Below are 18,918 nucleotides of genomic sequence, written 5' to 3' on the forward strand. Positions count from 1 at the left end.
TATCATTTTGCTTTTGCTTTTCAGTTTTGAAAGTTTTGGACAGCTATCTTATGAGTACAAGAAGTTTTCCAGAAACCAAAAGTTCTATATTAGCTCTAAACCCTATTCTAATCAAGAGTATGATACCTTAGGACGAACACAGATTTTTGATTCAAATGATAATTTAAAATGGGAAGTGGAAAGATATTTTGCGGGAGAAACGGCATTCTTAAGTGAAAATGGTCAAAAACTCGTGTTTATAGAGCCTTTTTCTGATGGAAACAAATATCCTCTAAGGATTTATTCCCAAAATGGGATTTTAAAAGCATACAGAACAGAAGAACTTGTGGATCCTTTGGAAGGGTCATGCAAGTACAATTGGGTATATAGCACTTTCTATTTAGGAAAACCAAATTATGATTCAGCAACCAATATTCTGCTTTTCGATGAATACCTGCCTAACAAAGTTGAGAAGCTTATGGAGTCAAATAATATTTATTTGACAGGTGAAAGATTAAATATTGTGACATGTGAAAATAAGATACTCTTTATCAACCTGAAAGATGGAACCATTGCTAATATGAAGAATGATGCATATTCCTACTTCGCCAATACTAAAGTCAATAATGAAAAAGTGAAATTCAAAAAATATCCCACAAAATTTAAACTTGAGTTTGGCATTCCCGAACTCAGAAACGGAGAACCGCTGGAAATAGCTCTTGCCAATAACATTACAAAATTCCAATTTATCTAACTTCCGATATAAATTGATATTGGATACTTATGGATATTGAGCATTAACAACTTGTTGAGCCAATGAATTGAAGTTACTGACAAAAAAGTGTATAATCAGAAAAAAAATATAGAAGTACATGTTTTAAGAAGGCTTCATGAGAAAGAATAATATCAAATTAAAATCCTTTGTGCTCGCAGTATTATATTTTACAATAACTAATATTTACTTTTTTAAGAGCACCCATAATCCAATCAGTGGAAGTTTATTACAGCAATCAATTGAGAAAATCGGCACTTTGCCTCCAATTATAATTTGGGGCGTTGGGTTACGCTATGGCCTTGTCTGGATGATTTTTTCTGCTATCATAATTTTCTTAATAATCTGGTCAATAACTACAGGACTGATTTATACATATTATTTGATTAAAAATAAGATTAACAAAAAAAGCCGACCGCACAACATTTAGCCCACTAGCCAAAAACCCTTGTTACCGATTCCTATTGGTAATCTCTGATTGATGAAAAAACCGCTATAACCATACTACAGGCTTGAAATTTCATGGTTTATTACGACCTATTACTTTTATTAAATTACGATTAAGACCTTACTGATTTTGTTTATCGGAATTTGTAGTACGTATTTGATTTCAAATCAATTTTATCACTACCGCTTAAAAACCTCTCGGATTGCTTCCAAATAGTCAAATTGATGACCCTCCGAAGGTTCGATGTGATTTCCTTCTAAGTACTCATTCCAGCAACATATCATAACTGTATTGCCATTTGTAGCTTTATTTTTTTCAGCTACTATCCTAGCCTCTTCTAGCTTTGCTTTGAAAGTTGACTTTGTACTGTGCACTTTATCTTTTCCAGGCTCACTCGGGAATCCTGACTGTTGAGGCCATGTACCGCCCATTGGTCTGCTATCCCATCCCATGGCCACTGGAGGATGATATTCAAAGTCAGGATCATTTTTAAACTCCTCCGTCCATTTTTCCCAATGACTTCGGTAGTTTCTCCTCATGTCATCATAACTCCAATTGGCTTTATTTTCAAAAGTATGGTATACATATGCTGTCATGCCTTCAAATCCCATTCCCTTTAACCTTTTTGCATAATCTTGAAAAAGCATTTTACCAGTATATTGTCCTCCTTTCCAAGGCTCTCTAGGGTTATGAGCTACCCATTTTGTGGGCATAGCATAAGGCAATTCTGCTTGCGTCATCGCACCTGAAGTGGATGCAATAAATTTGATCCCTGGAAACCCAGCCTTTCTAGCTAATGCTTTCGATCTATCTAGCAATTCCTTCATGGAAATACCATAATAAGCTGCTGTAGCTTCCGTATCATGAGGAAAATAAAAATACACAATTGGTCGTCCTGATGCATCTTTCAAATAATCTTTCCTTTTGAAATATTTATCAATCCATAACATAGTAATCTTGTCATGAACTTGTAAATAAGTGGATTTATCAGCTCTCTCTCCAGGAACATTCCTTTTAGTAGCTATACTCTCAGGAGAACCGACGTCTAACCAATGTAACCATTTGGCAGCATCATCATCACACCAATTGATAGCCCACTTCATTTGCTTACCTTCTGGAAGTCTTTCGTTTTCTTTTAGTAATACCGTCAGTTGGTCTTCCCATTGCTCAATTCCAGGTACTGCTACCCTTTTATAATTAGAATGGTCTACTTTCCAACCCTTGGGATAATATGTATTTGCTTGTGGGGCAAAGCCTAAATGGTAGTAATAATGTCTTCCAAAAAACCAATTGTACGCAAAGAAATCGATCCCATAGTTTTTCATGTATTCCAATTGCTTTCTAGCAACCTTCGGATCGTCTCTCTTGAAAAATCCCCCCAAACTGCTATGCGGTTTTCTTTCGAGAAAAGGACCTTCATAAGGATATCTGTTATTGTACACTCTTCCCCTAGGCCCCCATCTTGAAGTACTATTCGTAAAGCCACAATCCTCAGGCTTATAAAGACAAGGCCAAAAGCTATCGATATCCTTGGAAGGATCTGAAGAAGCATTCCAAGAAGGCATAAAGTACACTCCAACTAGAGTTTTATCTAAAGTAGAAATTTTTCTCGCTGTCAGGTTTTGGATATCAATATCTTCTGATGGATTGATCTCTATATCAGGATTTATACCAGAGTCATCCTGTGCTACTGGCTTCACATCACATCCTTCTGATAACCCTCCTACAAAAACTAAAATGTATAAAAATGTCAATAACTGATTCATAATAGATTAAATATTAGGTTGCAAAGCTAGAAAAATTGAAATTAATATAAAAGTCTCGAGACAAGGAGATAAAACATAGAAACAAAAGATTAAGAAAATCATATACATTTATTCGTATTTCAACCAGAATTCTTCTCTTTGTAATAATAAAAAACTACTCCTGATTCAATCGCTTCCAGTTACTTGAGCAGAACAGTTTGAATACCCATTTATTTCTTGATCTCACATAAGTCCAATTTACCAACTGATATCTTTTCAGATTTTCTTAAAACCATAAATTGGAACACGGCTCAAAAAACTTGATTCTCAATTTCCACTCATCTCCCTAGAATCAATTATTATTTTTTCTAAATATTAAAAAAGCCATCCTTTTAGTAGTATTTTTGGAATTCAAAAACCTATTAATACAATGAAAAAAATTGCAGTTTTCACTTCTGGAGGAGATGCCCCTGGGATGAATGCATGTATTAGAGCCGTAGTTCGTACAGCGATATATCACGGAATCGAGGTATATGGTGTTACCTATGGGTATGATGGTCTGATCAATGGAAACATCAAAAGGATGCAATCAAGTTCGGTAAGTAACATCGTTCAAAGAGGTGGTACAATCCTCAAGTCGGCTAGAAGTGAGGATTTCAGAACAAAAGAAGGAAGGCAAAAAGCTTACGAACAATTAAAATCACTAGGAATCGAAGGCCTTGTAGCCATCGGAGGAGATGGGACCTTTACTGGAGCCAAGTTGTTCTTTGAAGAATTCGGAATCCCAACCATAGGTTGTCCTGGTACAATTGACAACGACATCTATGGAACAGACTATACAATCGGATTCGATACAGCTGTAAATACTGCCTTAGAAGCAATAGACAAGATTAGAGATACCGCAGCAGCACACGATAGAATTTTCTTTATCGAAGTCATGGGAAGAGACAGCGGATATATAGCTGTAGAGTGTGGAATAGGTGGCGGAGCTGAATTTGTGATGGTTCCTGAGACAGAGACAGACTTGAAGAAAGTAGTAAAATCTCTGAAAAACCTAAGAAAATCTAGGACATCAAGCATCATAGTAGTAGCGGAGGGAGATGAAGAGGGCAATGCAGAACTCATCATGGAAAAAGTCAAAGTAAAGATCAATGATGAAGATAAAGAGTTCAAAGTGACCACCCTTGGACATATTCAGAGAGGTGGAAATCCGACAGCAAGAGATAGAGTATTGGCTTCAAGATGTGGTATGGCAGCTGTCGAAGGTCTGATGAACGGTCAGTCTAACTGCATGGCAGGCGTGGTAAATGGTGACGTTGCTTACACACCATTCGCAGATTGTATTGGAAAAACGAAGCCTCTAAAAGGGGATCATTTAAGGTTAATTGAAATTTTAAGTATATAAATAAAATGGGGTTTATTCCAGTTATATTGACGATGTCAGGTGCTATCATGCTTTTTATCATGGTAGTAAAGCAGTCAATCACTCAGAAGCGGAACAATGTAGAATTACTTATACGACAAGTAGCTCAAGATTGGAATGCCTTGACCAATCAAGAATTAAAGTTCCCTACTTCTCTTGATAACCTAAGCCTTTTGATAAAGAAAAATAAATCCCAACTGCAAAATGATCAATTGCTGAAATATGACAAGACCATAAAATCTAATTTATTTCAAGCAAAACTTTTGCGAGTGCAGCATAACAAACTGATTTCAACAAGACCTTATAGCTTTGTAGCCAAATTATTTGGCTACAAAGCTATTTGATTGGCTACAAAAGAACTTACTTCTTCAAATTGACTAGGGTCAAACCAAGTGATTTCTTCGTCTCTATTGAACCAAGTCATTTGACGCTTGGCATATCTTCTTGAATTCCTTTTCAAAAGCCTTATTGCCTCTTCTCTATCATAATCCCCTTCCAAATATCGAAAGATTTCAGAATAACCTACAGTATGTAAGGCATTTAAGTGTTTGAATGGAAAAAGGCTAGAAGCTTCTTCGAATAAGCCTTGCTGAATCATGTCATCCATTCTTTGATCGATTCTATCATAGAGCTCTTCTCTATCCCTCCTCAATCCAATCTTAATGATATCAAATGGTCTTTTTACTTTTTTCTTTGACCTAAAACTACTGTAGGGCTTACCCGTACCCTCATAAACTTCGATTGCACGCATGAGTCTTTGAGGATTATTTAGATCTACAGCATCATAGTATATAGGATCTATTTTTTTTAGATTTTCTTGTAGTACCCCAATGCCTTCATTTTCAAAAAGCTGAATCAAAGAAGCTCGTATCGATGGATCTATTTCAGGGATATCATCAAAACCTTTGCAAATCGCATCTACATAAAGTCCAGATCCTCCTGTCATTATCATTAAATTTTTACTTTGAAATTTTTCATTCAACAGATCAAGCACTTCATTTTCAAACATTTTGGCATCATAATCATCAAAAATAGAAAGGCTATCTATAAAATAATGTTTGACTTGATTCAATTCACTTTCAGTTGGCTTGGCAGTACCCAAATTCATTTCTTTGAAAAATTGTCTACTATCACATGAAATAATTTCTGTTTCAAATTTTTTAGCTAACTTTAAACACAAATTAGTTTTACCTACAGCCGTAGGCCCTACGATCACCAGTAAGAATTTTCCAGTACCCTTAATCATCATTTTCAAAGCATCTGTTTAAGTTGCGAATTTACCGATATTTATAGATGAAACATAAAAAGGTATTAATAGTAGAAGATAATGCGCTCAACAGAAAGCTATTTGAACACATCATGGGTCAAGAATATGATGTACAATTTGCAAAAAATGGATTAGAGGCCATAGAATCTTTGAGAAACAATCATTTTGATCTTATACTTTTGGACATTCAGATGCCTATAATGGATGGTATTAGTACTTTGTCCATTATCAAAAGCGAGCAATTGACTACCTCTCCTATTATAGCAACTTCAGCATTTGCCAACCAAGCAGACAAAGATTACTTTACCTCTACAGGTTTCAGTGATTTCATAGCAAAGCCTATCAAGCCACGCTCATTTTTAGAAGTAATCTCAAATTATCTTAATAGAGACGACACAAATTCACGTGATAGAGTAGCCAAAGAATTAGATCAATACGAGATCTTAGATTTAAAAGTCATTGATCAATTGCTCAAATACAATTCCATCGAGAATATTCAATTGGTATACAATGAATTTTTTGAAGAAACGAATTCCCTATTGGAAGAAATTGAAATATTAATAAAAAATGAAGATTTCCCACTCATAGGTGATAAATTACACATCATAAAGGGGAATTCAGGAACTTTAGGTGCAAAAAAAATCTTTAATTGTTCCAAACAGTTTGAAAACGATATAAAAAATAGCATTTTTGATCATGCTTTGGAAGACTACCATCTTTTGAAGGAACAATTCGAGTCATTTAAACTACACGTAAACAACCATAACATTTTGACCCATGGCGGAAAATAAAAAAGTACTTGTCGCAGAAGACAGTTCTGTCATTATTAATTTGACAAAAAATGTTTTGATGTTTGAGAAGTACGTCATTACAGCAGTAAAAAACGGTAAACAAGTGCTAGAGAAGTTGGCCAAGGAAGATTTTGACCTTATTTTGATGGATATCAACATGCCAATCATGGATGGTATAGAATGCACCAAATCCATCCGATCTCTAAGTGACAAAAAAAAGGCCTCTATTCCTGTGATTGCTATCACAGGTAATTACAAAAATTACACTTTGGATGATTTCAAAAAAGCAGGTCTAAACGACTACATCCAAAAGCCTTTGGACTATGATAAGCTTTTGGCAACAGTAAAAAAACACTTATCCTAAAGAAAAAACGATAAGCTATGGCAGTCAAATATACAAAAAGCTATCTCGATAGACTTGAGAACTTATTTGCTTCCTCTGCTTTCATCTTAAGATACGAGAAAGGAAATTTCAAATCAGGCTATTGTATACTCAAAGACAATAAAGTTGTCATTGTAAATAAGTATTATACCCTAGAAGGAAAGATCAACACTTTGATTGATATCATTAAAGAAATTGGTTTCAAACCACAAGATTTTTCAGATAAAAAGAATCAAGATTTCTTAAGTGAACTTCAACAAACCACTTTAGCGCTTTGAAAGTTACGTTTTTGGGAACGGGGACTTCTCAAGGAGTCCCCGTCATAGGTTGTCATTGCCCTGTCTGTAGTTCTTTGGACTTCAGGGATAAGAGGCTTAGGTGTGCTATTCATATCCAATCTGAAGACACTAGTATAGTGATCGATACTGGACCAGATTTTCGAACTCAAATGCTCAGAGAAAGGATTAAAAGTCTCGATGCAGTAATTTTTACACATGAACATAAAGATCACACGGCTGGTCTGGATGACATCCGACCATATAATTTTATGCAAAATCTTGACATGCCTATCTATGCAACTGATCAAGTACTGGATCAAATCAAAAGAGAATTTTCTTATATTTTTGAAGAAGTCAAATACCCTGGTGTACCGCAAGTACAAGCGGTGTCCATATCCAAAAATCATCCTTTCCTGATCAATGACCTCAAAATACAACCCATAGAAGTCATGCATTACAGGCTGCCAGTGTTAGGATTTAGGATTGGAGACTTTACTTATATTACAGACGCCAAGACAATAGAATCCGAGGAGCTTGAAAAAATAAAAGGCACAAAAACATTGGTGATCAATGCACTTCAAAAATCTCACCACATATCTCATTTCACCTTGGATGAAGCGATACAGCTGATCGAAACTTTACAGCCCCAGCGAGCGTTTCTTACACACATCAGCCATAAGCTTGGAACTCACGAAGAAGTAGAAAAAAAACTACCTGATCATATCAAATTGGCTTATGATGGTCTGAAAATTAACGTTTCCTAATGCATCTAAATTACCACTTCTTAAAATTCCTTTGCCCTGCTCTTCAAAGTAAGTTGAAGGGATTTGAAATTTTCACATGCTTTTCTCAAAATAAGGACGAATTGGTCATCGGGTGTAAAGATTCTGACCAAGAATATTTTATAAGAGCCAATTTCCTCCCAAGTATTTCATGTCTATCTTTTCCTGATGAATTCAAAAGAGGAAAGAAAAATACGGTATCTTTATTTCCTGAATTGATTGGCCAATCCATCACGAAGTTTGAGCTAATTCCTTTTGAAAGAGCTTTCACGATCTTACTATCTTCTGGTGACACATTACTTTTCAAGCTTCATGGGGCTCGTTGTAATATGCTATATTTTCCTAGCGGACACACTACACCTTCCAAACTTTCACGAAATGAGCTTCGTGATGACTTTCAAATCACAATTGACTCCCTATCAAAAAATCTCGATCTGAGCTTCGAAAACTTTGAATCACTTGAGGGTAATGCATCCAAATTTATCCCAACTTTAGGTAAAGTACCCCGAGAGTGGCTAAGGTCTAAGGGATATATCGAGGCCAATTTAGAGGAAAAGTGGGCTTTGATTCAGACACTATTAGACATGTTGGAGTCTCCTCTCTTTTCAATTGTGAAGCATCTTGAAGGACATTATCTCACCCTACTTCCAGAAGAAAACCCTATTTATACTTCAGCAGACCCAATAGACGCATGCAATGAGCTTTTCAGATACTTAGTGGTCATTCAAGCCTTTGAGAAAGAAAAAAATCATTGGATAAAATACTTTGAAGACATCAACAAAAAATCAAAAGCATACATACAAAAGACTGAAGAGAAGCTTTTGACTCTTGAGAATGATGCATCTCCTGCACAAATTGCAGATGTAATAATGGCAAATTTGCATCAAATACCAAAAGGGTCAGAAACTATAGAGTTGTTTAATTTTTATACCCAGAAGAACGAAAACATCAAGCTAAAAAGGGGAATCAGTCCTCAAAAAACAGCTGAAAATCTCTATCGTAAATCAAAAAATAGAAAAATAGAACTTGACCAGCTTTATCAAAATCTAAGTGACAAGGAAGCTTTGCTAGAAGACGTGCAACTTAAATTGATGAAAATCAAAGAAATAACAAATTTCAAAGCTCTAAAATCTTTCCTCAAAGATCACAACCTGATCAGTCAACAAAAAGAAAAACTAGAACAGTCTCCATTTAAGCGTTTCGAAATTGAGGGGTTTGAAGTCTTGGTAGGAAAGTCCGCAAAATCAAATGATGAGATGCTTAGATACTTTGCATGGAAAGAAGATTTGTGGCTTCATGCCAAAGATGTATCCGGCTCACATGTGATTGTGAAATTTAAGTCGGGACTGAATTTCCCTAAATCAGTCCTTGAGAGAGCTGCTGAACTTGCAGCCTATTATTCCAAAAATAAAAATGAATCTTTAGCTCCAGTGATATATACCCCTGTGAAGTACGTAAGAAAAGTCAAGGGATCAGCACCAGGTGCTGTAATGGTAGATAGAGAGCAAGTAATCATGGTAAGTCCTTCTGGACCAAGAGATTGAAATCAACCTAAAGACTCGATAGTTTGCAAATTAAAAAAACACTCTAGTATACTCGTGTAAGGCCATAATATGAGCAATTGAGCAAGCGCAGTTTAGAAGATTAGCTAGTTAAGCTTTCAGAGAGGTATTATAAAAAGAACAAAGGTCATTGAAACTAATCAATGACCTTTGTTCTTATTAATTGATAAATATTATTCAACTACATGTACTTTCATCATGTTTGTTTTTCCCTTTACACTCAAAGGCATACTAGCTGTATTGATAATGACATCACCAGTTTTCACATGACCATCATCTTTCAATTGATCTTGAATATCATTGAAAGTAGCATCAGTCGACACATTGCTTTCATAATAGTAAGCCCTGACTCCCCAGACCAAACTTAATTGAGTAAGCAATGGCTTGTTTCTTGTAAAAATAAAAGTATTCGCTTTTGGCCTATGAGAAGCAATTCTAAATGCAGTAAAGCCAGAAGAAGTGATTCCCACTATTGCCTTGGCATTCACATTTCTAGAGATTCTAGAGGCCATCAAAATCAGATTGTTGGACAAAAAAGTCTTATCATCTTCAGGAATTTTATAAAGATTGTGATAGACATCTGAATTTTCTTCAATATAACCAATGATAGAACTCATGGCCTTCACGGCATTGACGGGGAAGTTACCTGAAGCCGTCTCAGCCGATAACATCACCGCATCAGCTCCATCCAAGACAGCAGTTGCGACGTCATTAGTTTCTGCACGAGTAGGGCGAGGGTTGACTATCATACTTTCGAGCATTTGAGTAGCTATAATGACTGGCTTACATGCAAGTTTACATTTTTCAACCATTTTCTTTTGCCAAAGAGGAACCATTTGCATTGGAACTTCTACACCAAGATCCCCTCTAGCTACCATGATAGCATCCGTAGCCTCGATGATGGAGTCTATATTTTCAAGAGCCTCTGGTTTTTCGATTTTAGCTACTATTTTGCAGTGCTTACCTGCCTTTTCGATTCTATTTCTAAGATCATATATATCTTCTGCTGATCTTACAAAAGACAAAGCGATCCAATCTACGTCATTTTCCAATCCAAAAGCCAAATCTTCAATATCCTTTTCAGTAAGCGAAGGGGCAGAGACTTTGGTATTGGGAAGATTGATGCCTTTTCTTGATTTCAAGATACCTCCATGGATTACTGTGCAGTTCACATTCTTTCCATCTGTACTGTTGACTACAAGTTCTAGGTTTCCATCATCTATTAGAATCCTATCACCTGTGACCACGTCATTGGGAAGGTTTTGGTAGACAGTGCTCACCAATTTTGACGTTCCTACTACTGGATCATTCGTGATGGTGATGAGATCACCAGGGTTGATCTCCACTCCATTGTTTTCTACTTCACCTACTCTGATTTTTGGTCCTTGAAGGTCTTGAAGTATTCCTAGAGAAAGGTTATGATCTTTATTGATCTTTCTGATCATGCCAATCACTTTGGCGTGACCTTCATGATTTCCATGAGAAAAATTCAATCTGAACACATTCGCTCCAGCTTGCGCTAGGTTGTATAGTGATTCTTCATTGTTGGAAGCAGGGCCTACGGTAGCCAAAATCTTTGTTTTATTAAAGACAGATGCACTCATTGGTAATTCTCGTTTTAATAGGTTAAAAGGTTTTCTTTCGATTTAATTTTATTAACATCCAATTTGACGACATTTTGGATCAGGTTACTTTTTGATAAGCGCTCAATATACAGATTAATATCCAATTCTTCGGTGTAATCTTGAATTAGTAAGAAGTAGTCCATTATCTTCAATTCAGGTATAAGATACCTTACATTCACATTTTGATTGACTGATCTGTTTTTGAGAAGCTGTACATAACCATGTTCTTTTTCAATCATATATTGAGAAATTATCATGGCTGTATCATCCAAGAACTGAAGTTCAAAATCCTTTGATTTGACAAGGTTCATATCTAAACAATTGTTGATCACCCAAGCCATTTTATAGTCCTTGAGTGGTGCTATGAAGCCCAAAAGTTCAAAATCGTATATGTTGTCTACAAGTAATTTTGTTTTCTTCATTCAGGAAGAATTTAAAAAACAAAGTTAAAAATAATCCTTCAACTTCAAGGTGGTAACGCAATAACTTGAATTTACTTGTCAGTTTTTTTTGGCAATAAGGGGATAAATATATTTCTTTGCGAAGTGTTATAAAATAAACTGATAACAAAATGTCTGAAATTGCACAAAAAGTAAAAGCCATTATCGTTGATAAGTTAGGCGTAGAAGAATCTGAAGTTACTCCTGAGGCTAGCTTCACAAACGATCTAGGTGCTGACTCACTAGATACGGTAGAACTAATTATGGAATTCGAAAAAGAATTCAACATTTCTATTCCAGACGACCAAGCTGAGCAAATCGGCACTGTAGGTCAAGCTATCAGCTATCTGGAAGCAAACGTTAAATAAATAATCACTTAAAATTCATTTATGAATTTAAGAAGAGTTGTAGTAACAGGTATTGGCGCCCTTACACCAATTGGTAACACCGTTCCTGAGTTTTGGGAAGGGCTGACAAGTGGTGTAAGCGGTGCTGCGCCTATTACTAGATTCGATGCTACTTTGTTCAAGACACAGTTTGCTTGTGAGGTCAAAGGCCTCAATGTAGAAGACTTCATTGACAGAAAAGAAGCTCGAAAAATGGATCCATTCACACAATATGCCATGATTGCTGTGGATGAAGCTATGAAAGATTCAGGTTTGGATCTAGAAAAAATCAACCTAAATAGAGCTGGAGTCATTTGGGGATCAGGTATTGGAGGTCTTAAGACTTTCCAAGATGAAGTTGTAGATTTTGCTAATGGAGATGGTACTCCTAGGTTCAATCCATTTTTCATTCCAAAAATGATCGCTGACATTAGCACAGGATTCCTTTCGATAAAATATGGTTTCAAAGGGCCAAATTTTGTCACTGTATCAGCCTGTGCTTCTGGAACGAATGCATTAATAGATGCTTTTAACTACATAAGACTAGGTAAGGCAGATGTTTTTATTTCTGGAGGATCAGAAGCTGCTGTAACAGAAGCAGGTATCGGAGGATTCAATGCGATGAAAGCCTTATCTCAAAGAAATGATGATCCTCAGTCAGCATCTAGACCTTTTGACAAAGATCGAGATGGTTTTGTGCTTGGAGAGGGTGCTGGTGCACTTATCTTAGAAGAGTACGAGCATGCTAAGGCTAGAGGAGCAAAAATCTATGCAGAGTTGGTAGGTGGCGGGATGACCGCAGATGCTCATCACATTACAGCCCCACACCCAGAAGGTGAAGGTGCAGCAAATGTAATGAAATATGCATTAGAAGATGCAGGACTTAGCCCTGAAGACATTGACTATGTCAATGTACATGGTACTTCCACACCATTGGGTGATGTAAGTGAAGTCAAAGCCATTCAAAAAGTATTTGGTGAGCATGCTTATAATATGAATATCAGCAGCACCAAATCAATGACAGGCCACCTTCTTGGTGCAGCGGGTGCTATTGAAGCCATTGCTTCTGTACTATCCGTACAAAACGACATCGTCCCTCCTACTATCAATCATTTTACGGATGACGAAAGTTTTGACAGCAAGTTGAATCTTACTTTCAACAAAGCTCAAAAAAGAGAAGTAAGAGCCGCTTTGAGTAATACTTTTGGATTTGGTGGACACAACTGTTCCATTATTTTCAAAAAAATCACGGTGTAACCTTGAGACTTTCACGATTACTCAGATTACAAGCGCTACTTTATAATAAAAATGAAAAAAGGCTTGCTGCCTCCATCAAACATATGGTGGGCAGTAAGCCTTTTAACTTGGCTCTTTACAAACTAGCTATCAAGCATGCTTCAGTAGCTGATGAAAGCATCAATGGACTCAAGCTATCCAATGAAAGATTGGAATTCTTGGGTGATGCAGTCTTGGGAGCTATTGTAGCAGAATTTTTGTATCTAAAATTCCCCTATAGAGATGAGGGATTTTTGACAGAGACTAGGTCCAGAATCGTCAATAGAGAAGCTCTAAATCAAATCGCTATCAAAATAGGGCTTGCTAAACTCATCAATGAAGAACTGAAAAACAAAAATGTAATTGGTAATAAATCCATCAATGGAGATACACTTGAAGCACTAATTGGTGCTATCTACCTTGATAGAGGTTACAAATTCACAAAGAAATTTATCCTCAAAAGGATAATCATTCACTTCGATGTAGATAACATCATCACAACTACAAGCAATTTCAAAAGCAAACTCATAGAATGGGCTCAAAAAGAATCCAAAGACATAGAGTTCAAGCTTTTGTCTGTCAATGGTACGCAGCGGTTCAAGGAATTTGAAATCGAAGTGATCGTAGAAAATAAAATCATCACTACTGGAAAGGGTGCTACCAAGAAAAAAGCAGAACAAGAAGCTTCGAAAAACGCCTGCGAAAACCTAAATATTCCTATTTAGATACTTATCTTTGGAGTTAACGTTTTAGGGAATATCTCAAATTATGTCATCCAAACTAAAGATTGCACTAGCTACTGTCAACCAAACCCCTTTGGATTGGAAAGGAAATATAAAAAACATTTCTAGAAGCATAGATGAAGCAAAATCTCGAGGGGTAGAACTTTTATGTTTTCCAGAATTAGCCATCACAGGATATGGTAGCGAAGATCTTTTTTTGAGCTACTGGTACCCTCAAAAAGCGCTGGAACAACTTAAGCAAATCATTCCAATGTGTGAGAATATCACCATTGCTGTAGGGCTTCCTGTCAGAATACAAGAAGTGGTTTATAATTGCATAGCTGTGGTAGAAAACAAACAGCTAATGGGATTTGTGGCTAAGCAGTTTATGGCGATTGATGGAGTACATTATGAGTTCAGATGGTTCACTCCATGGAAAGCCAATGAGACCACCTCTTATGAATTTGATGGAGAATGCATACCATTTGGCGACATCATTTTTGAGAAAAATGGATTAAGGTATGGGTTCGAAATCTGTGAAGATGCTTGGAGAGGAAAATTACGTCCGGGCTACAGGTTAAAAGAGAAAAAGATTGATCTTATATTCAACCCCAGCGCAAGTCATTTTGCCATGGGGAAAAGTAAGACTAGAGAAGATCTTGTGTGCTTCTCTTCAAAAGAATTTGATGCCACATACTTTTACATCAACCTCCTAGGGAATGAATCTGGTAAAATGATTTTTGACGGTGAGACCTTGATTTCGAAGGCAGGAAAGCTAATCTTCAAAAATCGGCTACTATCATTTGAGGACTACCAAGTTTCCATTTTTGAATATGATCACCAAAAATCCAATTATCCAGAAATAACAAGTTCTCATGACAAAAATCAGGAATTTGTCCAAGCAGCTTCCTTGGGATTATTTGATTATTTAAGAAAAAGTAGAAGTAGCGGTTTCGTACTTTCTCTGAGCGGAGGAGCTGATTCTTCAAGCATAGCCATCCTCGTAGCAGAAATGGTCAAGAGAGGAGTTGCTGAACTTGGGATTAAAACTTTTCTCAGTAAACTGAATTTAAAAATAGAAAAATTAGGTGATGATCCATCCAAGGATATCATGACTCAAATTCTAACTACGGCATATCAAGGTACTGAAAATTCATCCAAAGAGACATTCGAAAGTGCAAAACTTCTTGCTAAGAGTATAGGTGCTACATTCTATGACTGGGAGATCGGTACAGAAGTGAAATCCTACACTCAAAAAATCGAAAAGGCTATCGGTAGGAAACTAACCTGGGATAAAGATGATTTGGCACTTCAAAATATTCAAGCACGTAGCAGATCTCCCATTATATGGATGCTTGCAAATATAAAGAATGCATTGCTCCTAACTACCTCAAACAGAAGTGAAGGTGATGTAGGATATGCAACTATGGATGGCGATACCTCTGGAAGTATCTCTCCCATCGCTGGTGTGGACAAAGCTTTCATTCTTCAATGGCTCCGATGGGCAGAAAATGAACTTGGTCACCATGGTTTGAAATATGTAAATGCTCTCCAACCGTCCGCAGAACTTAGACCTTTGGACAATCATCAAACTGATGAAGATGATCTCATGCCTTATCCTACCATTTTAGAAATCGAAAAACTTGCTATCAAAGACAAAAGATCTCCCATAGCTATTTATTTGATTTTAAAAGATGAACTAGGCTTAGAGGATGAGTTGCTCAAATCCTATATTAGAAAATTCTTCAGGCTTTGGTCTAGAAATCAATGGAAAAGAGAACGGATAGCCCCCTCCTTTCATCTAGATGAATTTAGTGTAGATCCAAGGTCTTGGTATAGGTTTCCTATTTTGTCAGGTGGTTTTGAAGTCGAGTTAGAAGAATTAGATTCATATTGATCAAAATTTAAAATTATTACTCGCGTTCTTATTTGATATTGCGCATATTTGATTTAGAAAAAATAAAAAAATGGTAAATAACATTTTGAATTATATAGTATGGAGTCCAGATCAAGCAGTTATCCCTGGATTTGATAGGCTCAGATGGTATAGCTTACTTTTTGCTCTTGGTTTCATTATCTCGCAGCAGATCATGGTTTATATTTTCAAAAAAGAAGGCCAAAATCCTCAATTGGTAGACAAGCTTACCATCTACATGGTATTGGCTACGATCATAGGGGCAAGATTAGGTCACGTATTATTTTATGAACCAGAAAAATATTTGAGCAATCCCATCGACATCTTAAAAGTATGGGAAGGTGGACTTGCAAGTCATGGTGCCGCTATCGCTATACTCATTGCCCTATTCATGTATGCCAAGAAGACTCCTGGACAATCTTATCTTTGGGTAGTAGACCGGATAGTGATCGTAGTTGCTATGACAGGTGCTTTGATTAGGATTGGGAATTTGATGAATTCAGAAATTGGAGGTAAAGAAACAAATAATGATTCTGGTTTTGTTTTTGCAAGAGATACGGAAGAAGCATTGGAAACTTTGCGTTTACCACTTCAAAATGTGAATGCTTACAAGCCATCTGACAGACAATCTGAGCTTGTAGGAAATGGAATAGTACCTGTAAATTTCGACATAGAAATAGTAAAAGGAGGCTTTGAAGAAAAAGATTTGCGTACAGCAATTGAAACTGATGTCAAGTATATTTTGACACGATTCAGAAGTTCGCAGAAATATCTGGCGGAAGATCCTAGCAAGGCCTTAGATTACAGCGTCACGGATGAAGGAAGTACTTATTTGGTCACGGTCAAAACCTTTGGCAAGGCGAGATATCCCACTCAAATATATGAATCACTTTCATATTTCTTAATTTTCTTGATCTTGTATCTCATCTGGAACAAATACAAAGAAAGATTACCTGATGGATTATTTTTGGGTATATTTCTTATATCAGTTTTTGGAATGAGATTTATTTGGGAATTTCTCAAAGAAAATCAAGTAGACTTTGAAGAAGGCTTACAATTCAACATGGGTCAAACTTTAAGTGTACCATTGGTGATCGGTGGGGTGGTATTAATCATCATGGCTGCTAAAAAAGGCTTAAAACCACCTCAAAACCAATAGCTAAGGAACTGGGTCATGCCCATGCCCCCCCCATGGATGGCACTTGGAAATGCGCTTAATACCCAGCCAGCCACCTTTGATCACACCATGTTTCATGATAGCTTCTTTCATATAATGACTACACGTAGGTGTATATCTGCAAGATGGCGGAAATAAGGGGGAAATGGCGTATTGATAAAACAATACTGGTAGAATAGCGATTTTACGAAATAGAGTCTTCAATGAGGCAATCTTTGGTGCGTGATTTAAGATCAAACATACGATTTCTATATTAAATTCCATTAAAGTATTCTATCTCAGCTCCGGCTCAATATTATATTCAAATATATCATTAACATGAATTTGCCTTAACTAAGCAACAAAAAATCAATAAATAAACCTTTTGTCATAAAAAAAATGAAATTCAATTTTTCACTTCTTTACTTTATAAGCTTTTGGATCACTGTAATTTATAACAGCTCTATAGCACAAAGTATTCAAGTGGAAGAACAAATTCAAATCAGTACAGAAGCACCTGAAAAAGTTGTGATAAACAACATCTATGTAGTTGGAAATCAAAAGACTAGAAAAAACATCATTCTTAGAGAATTGAATCTTTCCAAAGATATACAGTATGGCTGGGATGAATTGATAGAAATAATACAAGCAGATGAAAGAAAGATTTTTAATCTACAGTTATTCAATACTGTAGAAATCACCCCACTCATCACAGGAGAAGAACAAATCGACCTTCTCGTCAAGGTAGATGAAAGGAGGTACTTCATACCTTCTGTAATCTTCGAACTTGCCGATAGAAATTTTGCAGAATGGTGGACTAATCAAAATCGAAGCTTCAGACGAGTGAATTACGGTGGTAGATTTTACCATAATAACGTTGGTGGTAGAAATGAAAAATTGAGAGTTGTTACTCAATTTGGATTTACACAGGCATTTGATCTACTTTATAGATTCCCCTATATAGATCGTAATCAAAAGCACGGACTTTCGTTCCAAGTTAGGTTTCAGACAAATAAAAATATCGCTGTCAGATCTGAAAATAACAGACAGGTTTTTTTCGCAAATGATGATGAAAATGTATTAAGAAGAAATATTCAATCAGCGATAAGCTATAGCTATAGAGGGAGTTTTTATAATTTCCACTTTGTCACTTTAGGCTACAATAACATTCGAGCACATGAAGATGTATTCATCGAAAACCCAAACTACTTTCTTCATGGGGATAATGTTTTAAGGAATTTTTCAGCTTCTTATAATTATCGTCATGATCGCCGGAATTACAACTCATACCCTACTAGAGGAGCACTTTTAGATTTGGAATTAACGAGGTATGGCTTATTTGGCTTTGATGATTTTCAAGATTGGGAATTCTCTGGAACTGCAAATAGATACATGGAGTTTAGCAACAGCTTACATATGGCTACTGGTCTCTCTGTCAACACCTTTTTTGGACAAAGGCAACCCTTTACTTCCGTCAGGGGAATTGGATACAGACCTTATTTTATTCGAGGATATGAGTTCAATGTAATCGATGGACAGCAGACTATTGTACACAAAAATAGTCTAAGATTCAAGTTGCTAGACCTCAATTATGACATATCCAATTTAGTCCCAATAGATGGATTTACGACTTTCCCGCTGAGATTGTATTTAAGTGGCAATTTTGACCATGGGTATGTCAATGACAGAAATAATATCCCTGAAAACAGAAGATTGACCAATACCTATCTTTTTGGATATGGGCCTGGATTGGACTTAGTTATTTTCTACGATATTGTCTTTAGACTTGAATATTCTATGAATAATTCTAAAGAAGGAGGTTTCTTTTTTAATTTCAATGCACCATTCTAACAGAAGGCTTACATAAAAGATTATATGGATATACGGAACTTTGTCAATAACATTACAAAATCCCGATTTGTCTAACTTCCGATATAAATTGATATTGGATACTTATGGATATTGACCAT

At 36.2% G+C, this 18,918-nt stretch carries 19 protein-coding genes; 14 read left to right on the forward strand and 5 right to left on the reverse strand.

The window, feature by feature from the left end:
- On the forward strand, nucleotides 1–733 hold a 733-nt coding region (locus tag MM214_RS13820), incomplete at its 5' end, for a hypothetical protein (RefSeq protein ID WP_241296228.1).
- 645 nt (nucleotides 734–1,378) lie between these two features.
- On the opposite strand, the gene MM214_RS13825 is transcribed toward MM214_RS13820, so the two are convergent.
- Complete coding sequence (locus MM214_RS13825) at nucleotides 1,379–2,965, reverse strand: glycoside hydrolase family 99-like domain-containing protein (protein WP_241296229.1); 1,587 nt, start codon at nucleotides 2,963–2,965, stop codon at nucleotides 1,379–1,381.
- A 409-nt stretch (nucleotides 2,966–3,374) separates the two neighbouring features.
- Here MM214_RS13825 and pfkA point away from each other — a divergent pair, with 409 nt between their 5' ends.
- Together pfkA and MM214_RS13835 are read left to right on the forward strand one after the other, a co-directional pair.
- Entirely contained in the window at nucleotides 3,375–4,349 is a 975-nt protein-coding gene (gene pfkA, locus MM214_RS13830; protein ID WP_241296230.1) for a 6-phosphofructokinase, read from the forward strand.
- 5 nt (nucleotides 4,350–4,354) lie between these two features.
- Complete coding sequence (locus MM214_RS13835; protein WP_241296231.1) at nucleotides 4,355–4,711, forward strand: hypothetical protein; 357 nt, start codon at nucleotides 4,355–4,357, stop codon at nucleotides 4,709–4,711.
- On the opposite strand, the gene miaA is transcribed toward MM214_RS13835, so the two are convergent.
- On the reverse strand, nucleotides 4,696–5,613 hold the full coding sequence (gene miaA / locus MM214_RS13840; protein WP_376856782.1) for a tRNA (adenosine(37)-N6)-dimethylallyltransferase MiaA: 918 nt from the start codon (nucleotides 5,611–5,613) through the stop codon (nucleotides 4,696–4,698). The genes MM214_RS13835 and miaA overlap by 16 nt on opposite strands.
- A 47-nt stretch (nucleotides 5,614–5,660) precedes the next feature.
- Here miaA and MM214_RS13845 point away from each other — a divergent pair, with 47 nt between their 5' ends.
- The 5 genes from MM214_RS13845 to MM214_RS13865 are packed head-to-tail and all read left to right on the forward strand — an operon-like array spanning nucleotide 5,661 to nucleotide 9,411.
- Entirely contained in the window at nucleotides 5,661–6,425 is a 765-nt protein-coding gene (locus tag MM214_RS13845) for a response regulator (RefSeq protein ID WP_241296232.1), read from the forward strand.
- Nucleotides 6,412–6,789, forward strand: coding sequence for a response regulator (locus tag MM214_RS13850; protein WP_241296233.1), 378 nt, complete (start codon nucleotides 6,412–6,414; stop codon nucleotides 6,787–6,789). The genes MM214_RS13845 and MM214_RS13850 overlap by 14 nt, the downstream gene beginning before the upstream one ends.
- Before the next feature lie 17 nt (nucleotides 6,790–6,806).
- Nucleotides 6,807–7,085 carry a hypothetical protein gene (locus tag MM214_RS13855; protein WP_241296234.1) on the forward strand — a complete coding sequence of 93 codons (279 nt, stop codon included), beginning with the start codon at nucleotides 6,807–6,809 and terminating at the stop codon, nucleotides 7,083–7,085.
- A complete protein-coding gene (locus MM214_RS13860; protein ID WP_241296235.1) occupies nucleotides 7,082–7,849 on the forward strand; it encodes an MBL fold metallo-hydrolase in 768 nt (255 codons plus the stop codon). Before MM214_RS13855 ends, MM214_RS13860 begins: the two co-directional genes overlap by 4 nt.
- Nucleotides 7,849–9,411, forward strand: a complete 1,563-nt coding sequence (locus tag MM214_RS13865; RefSeq protein WP_241296236.1) for an NFACT RNA binding domain-containing protein — start codon at nucleotides 7,849–7,851, stop codon at nucleotides 9,409–9,411. Before MM214_RS13860 ends, MM214_RS13865 begins: the two co-directional genes overlap by 1 nt.
- 191 nt (nucleotides 9,412–9,602) lie before the next feature.
- Here MM214_RS13865 and pyk read toward each other — a convergent pair whose 3' ends face one another.
- Both pyk and MM214_RS13875 read right to left on the reverse strand, forming a co-directional pair.
- Nucleotides 9,603–11,033 carry a pyruvate kinase gene (gene pyk, locus MM214_RS13870; RefSeq protein ID WP_241296237.1) on the reverse strand — a complete coding sequence of 477 codons (1,431 nt, stop codon included), beginning with the start codon at nucleotides 11,031–11,033 and terminating at the stop codon, nucleotides 9,603–9,605.
- 14 nt (nucleotides 11,034–11,047) lie between these two features.
- Entirely contained in the window at nucleotides 11,048–11,476 is a 429-nt protein-coding gene (locus MM214_RS13875) for an IPExxxVDY family protein (protein ID WP_241296238.1), read from the reverse strand.
- A 149-nt stretch (nucleotides 11,477–11,625) separates the two neighbouring features.
- Between MM214_RS13875 and MM214_RS13880 the strand changes: the two genes are divergently transcribed.
- The 5 genes from MM214_RS13880 (at nucleotide 11,626) to MM214_RS13900 (ending at nucleotide 16,951) form a co-directional block, all read left to right on the forward strand.
- The gene (locus MM214_RS13880; protein ID WP_008629501.1) at nucleotides 11,626–11,862 is read left to right on the forward strand and encodes an acyl carrier protein; all 237 of its coding nucleotides are present in this window, start codon (nucleotides 11,626–11,628) and stop codon (nucleotides 11,860–11,862) included.
- Between the two features lie 21 nt (nucleotides 11,863–11,883).
- Nucleotides 11,884–13,137 (forward strand): beta-ketoacyl-ACP synthase II, encoded by a 1,254-nt coding sequence (fabF, locus tag MM214_RS13885; protein WP_241296239.1) that lies wholly within the window; start codon nucleotides 11,884–11,886, stop codon nucleotides 13,135–13,137.
- Between the two features lie 2 nt (nucleotides 13,138–13,139).
- Nucleotides 13,140–13,880, forward strand: a complete 741-nt coding sequence (gene rnc / locus MM214_RS13890; RefSeq protein ID WP_241296240.1) for a ribonuclease III — start codon at nucleotides 13,140–13,142, stop codon at nucleotides 13,878–13,880.
- A 43-nt stretch (nucleotides 13,881–13,923) separates the two neighbouring features.
- A complete protein-coding gene (gene nadE, locus MM214_RS13895) occupies nucleotides 13,924–15,774 on the forward strand; it encodes an NAD(+) synthase (protein WP_241296241.1) in 1,851 nt (616 codons plus the stop codon).
- A gap of 70 nt (nucleotides 15,775–15,844) precedes the next feature.
- Nucleotides 15,845–16,951, forward strand: coding sequence for a prolipoprotein diacylglyceryl transferase (locus MM214_RS13900; RefSeq protein ID WP_241296242.1), 1,107 nt, complete (start codon nucleotides 15,845–15,847; stop codon nucleotides 16,949–16,951).
- On the opposite strand, the gene yidD is transcribed toward MM214_RS13900, so the two are convergent.
- On the reverse strand, nucleotides 16,952–17,233 hold the full coding sequence (gene yidD / locus MM214_RS13905; RefSeq protein ID WP_394802926.1) for a membrane protein insertion efficiency factor YidD: 282 nt from the start codon (nucleotides 17,231–17,233) through the stop codon (nucleotides 16,952–16,954). It abuts the gene before it with no gap.
- A 114-nt stretch (nucleotides 17,234–17,347) separates the two neighbouring features.
- Here yidD and MM214_RS13910 point away from each other — a divergent pair, with 114 nt between their 5' ends.
- Nucleotides 17,348–18,799: a BamA/TamA family outer membrane protein gene (locus MM214_RS13910; protein WP_241296244.1), complete on the forward strand. Its 1,452-nt coding sequence runs from the start codon at nucleotides 17,348–17,350 to the stop codon at nucleotides 18,797–18,799.
- Nucleotides 18,800–18,918: the final 119 nt, after the last annotated feature.

Origin of the sequence: Belliella kenyensis (genome assembly GCF_022549675.1) — a bacterium.
Taxonomy (GTDB): domain Bacteria; phylum Bacteroidota; class Bacteroidia; order Cytophagales; family Cyclobacteriaceae; genus Belliella; species Belliella kenyensis.

Coding starts and splice junctions, on each gene's coding strand:
- MM214_RS13875 (WP_241296238.1), bottom strand. CDS start 11,476: ATGAAGAAAACAAAATTACTTGTAGACAACATATACGATTTTGAACTT.
- fabF (WP_241296239.1), top strand. CDS start 11,884: ATGAATTTAAGAAGAGTTGTAGTAACAGGTATTGGCGCCCTTACACCA.
- MM214_RS13865 (WP_241296236.1), top strand. CDS start 7,849: ATGCATCTAAATTACCACTTCTTAAAATTCCTTTGCCCTGCTCTTCAA.
- yidD (WP_394802926.1), bottom strand. CDS start 17,233: ATGGAATTTAATATAGAAATCGTATGTTTGATCTTAAATCACGCACCA.
- MM214_RS13825 (WP_241296229.1), bottom strand. CDS start 2,965: ATGAATCAGTTATTGACATTTTTATACATTTTAGTTTTTGTAGGAGGG.
- MM214_RS13835 (WP_241296231.1), top strand. CDS start 4,355: ATGGGGTTTATTCCAGTTATATTGACGATGTCAGGTGCTATCATGCTT.
- MM214_RS13900 (WP_241296242.1), top strand. CDS start 15,845: ATGGTAAATAACATTTTGAATTATATAGTATGGAGTCCAGATCAAGCA.
- nadE (WP_241296241.1), top strand. CDS start 13,924: ATGTCATCCAAACTAAAGATTGCACTAGCTACTGTCAACCAAACCCCT.
- MM214_RS13855 (WP_241296234.1), top strand. CDS start 6,807: ATGGCAGTCAAATATACAAAAAGCTATCTCGATAGACTTGAGAACTTA.
- pyk (WP_241296237.1), bottom strand. CDS start 11,033: ATGAGTGCATCTGTCTTTAATAAAACAAAGATTTTGGCTACCGTAGGC.
- MM214_RS13850 (WP_241296233.1), top strand. CDS start 6,412: ATGGCGGAAAATAAAAAAGTACTTGTCGCAGAAGACAGTTCTGTCATT.
- MM214_RS13910 (WP_241296244.1), top strand. CDS start 17,348: ATGAAATTCAATTTTTCACTTCTTTACTTTATAAGCTTTTGGATCACT.
- MM214_RS13845 (WP_241296232.1), top strand. CDS start 5,661: ATGAAACATAAAAAGGTATTAATAGTAGAAGATAATGCGCTCAACAGA.
- miaA (WP_376856782.1), bottom strand. CDS start 5,613: ATGATTAAGGGTACTGGAAAATTCTTACTGGTGATCGTAGGGCCTACG.
- MM214_RS13880 (WP_008629501.1), top strand. CDS start 11,626: ATGTCTGAAATTGCACAAAAAGTAAAAGCCATTATCGTTGATAAGTTA.
- pfkA (WP_241296230.1), top strand. CDS start 3,375: ATGAAAAAAATTGCAGTTTTCACTTCTGGAGGAGATGCCCCTGGGATG.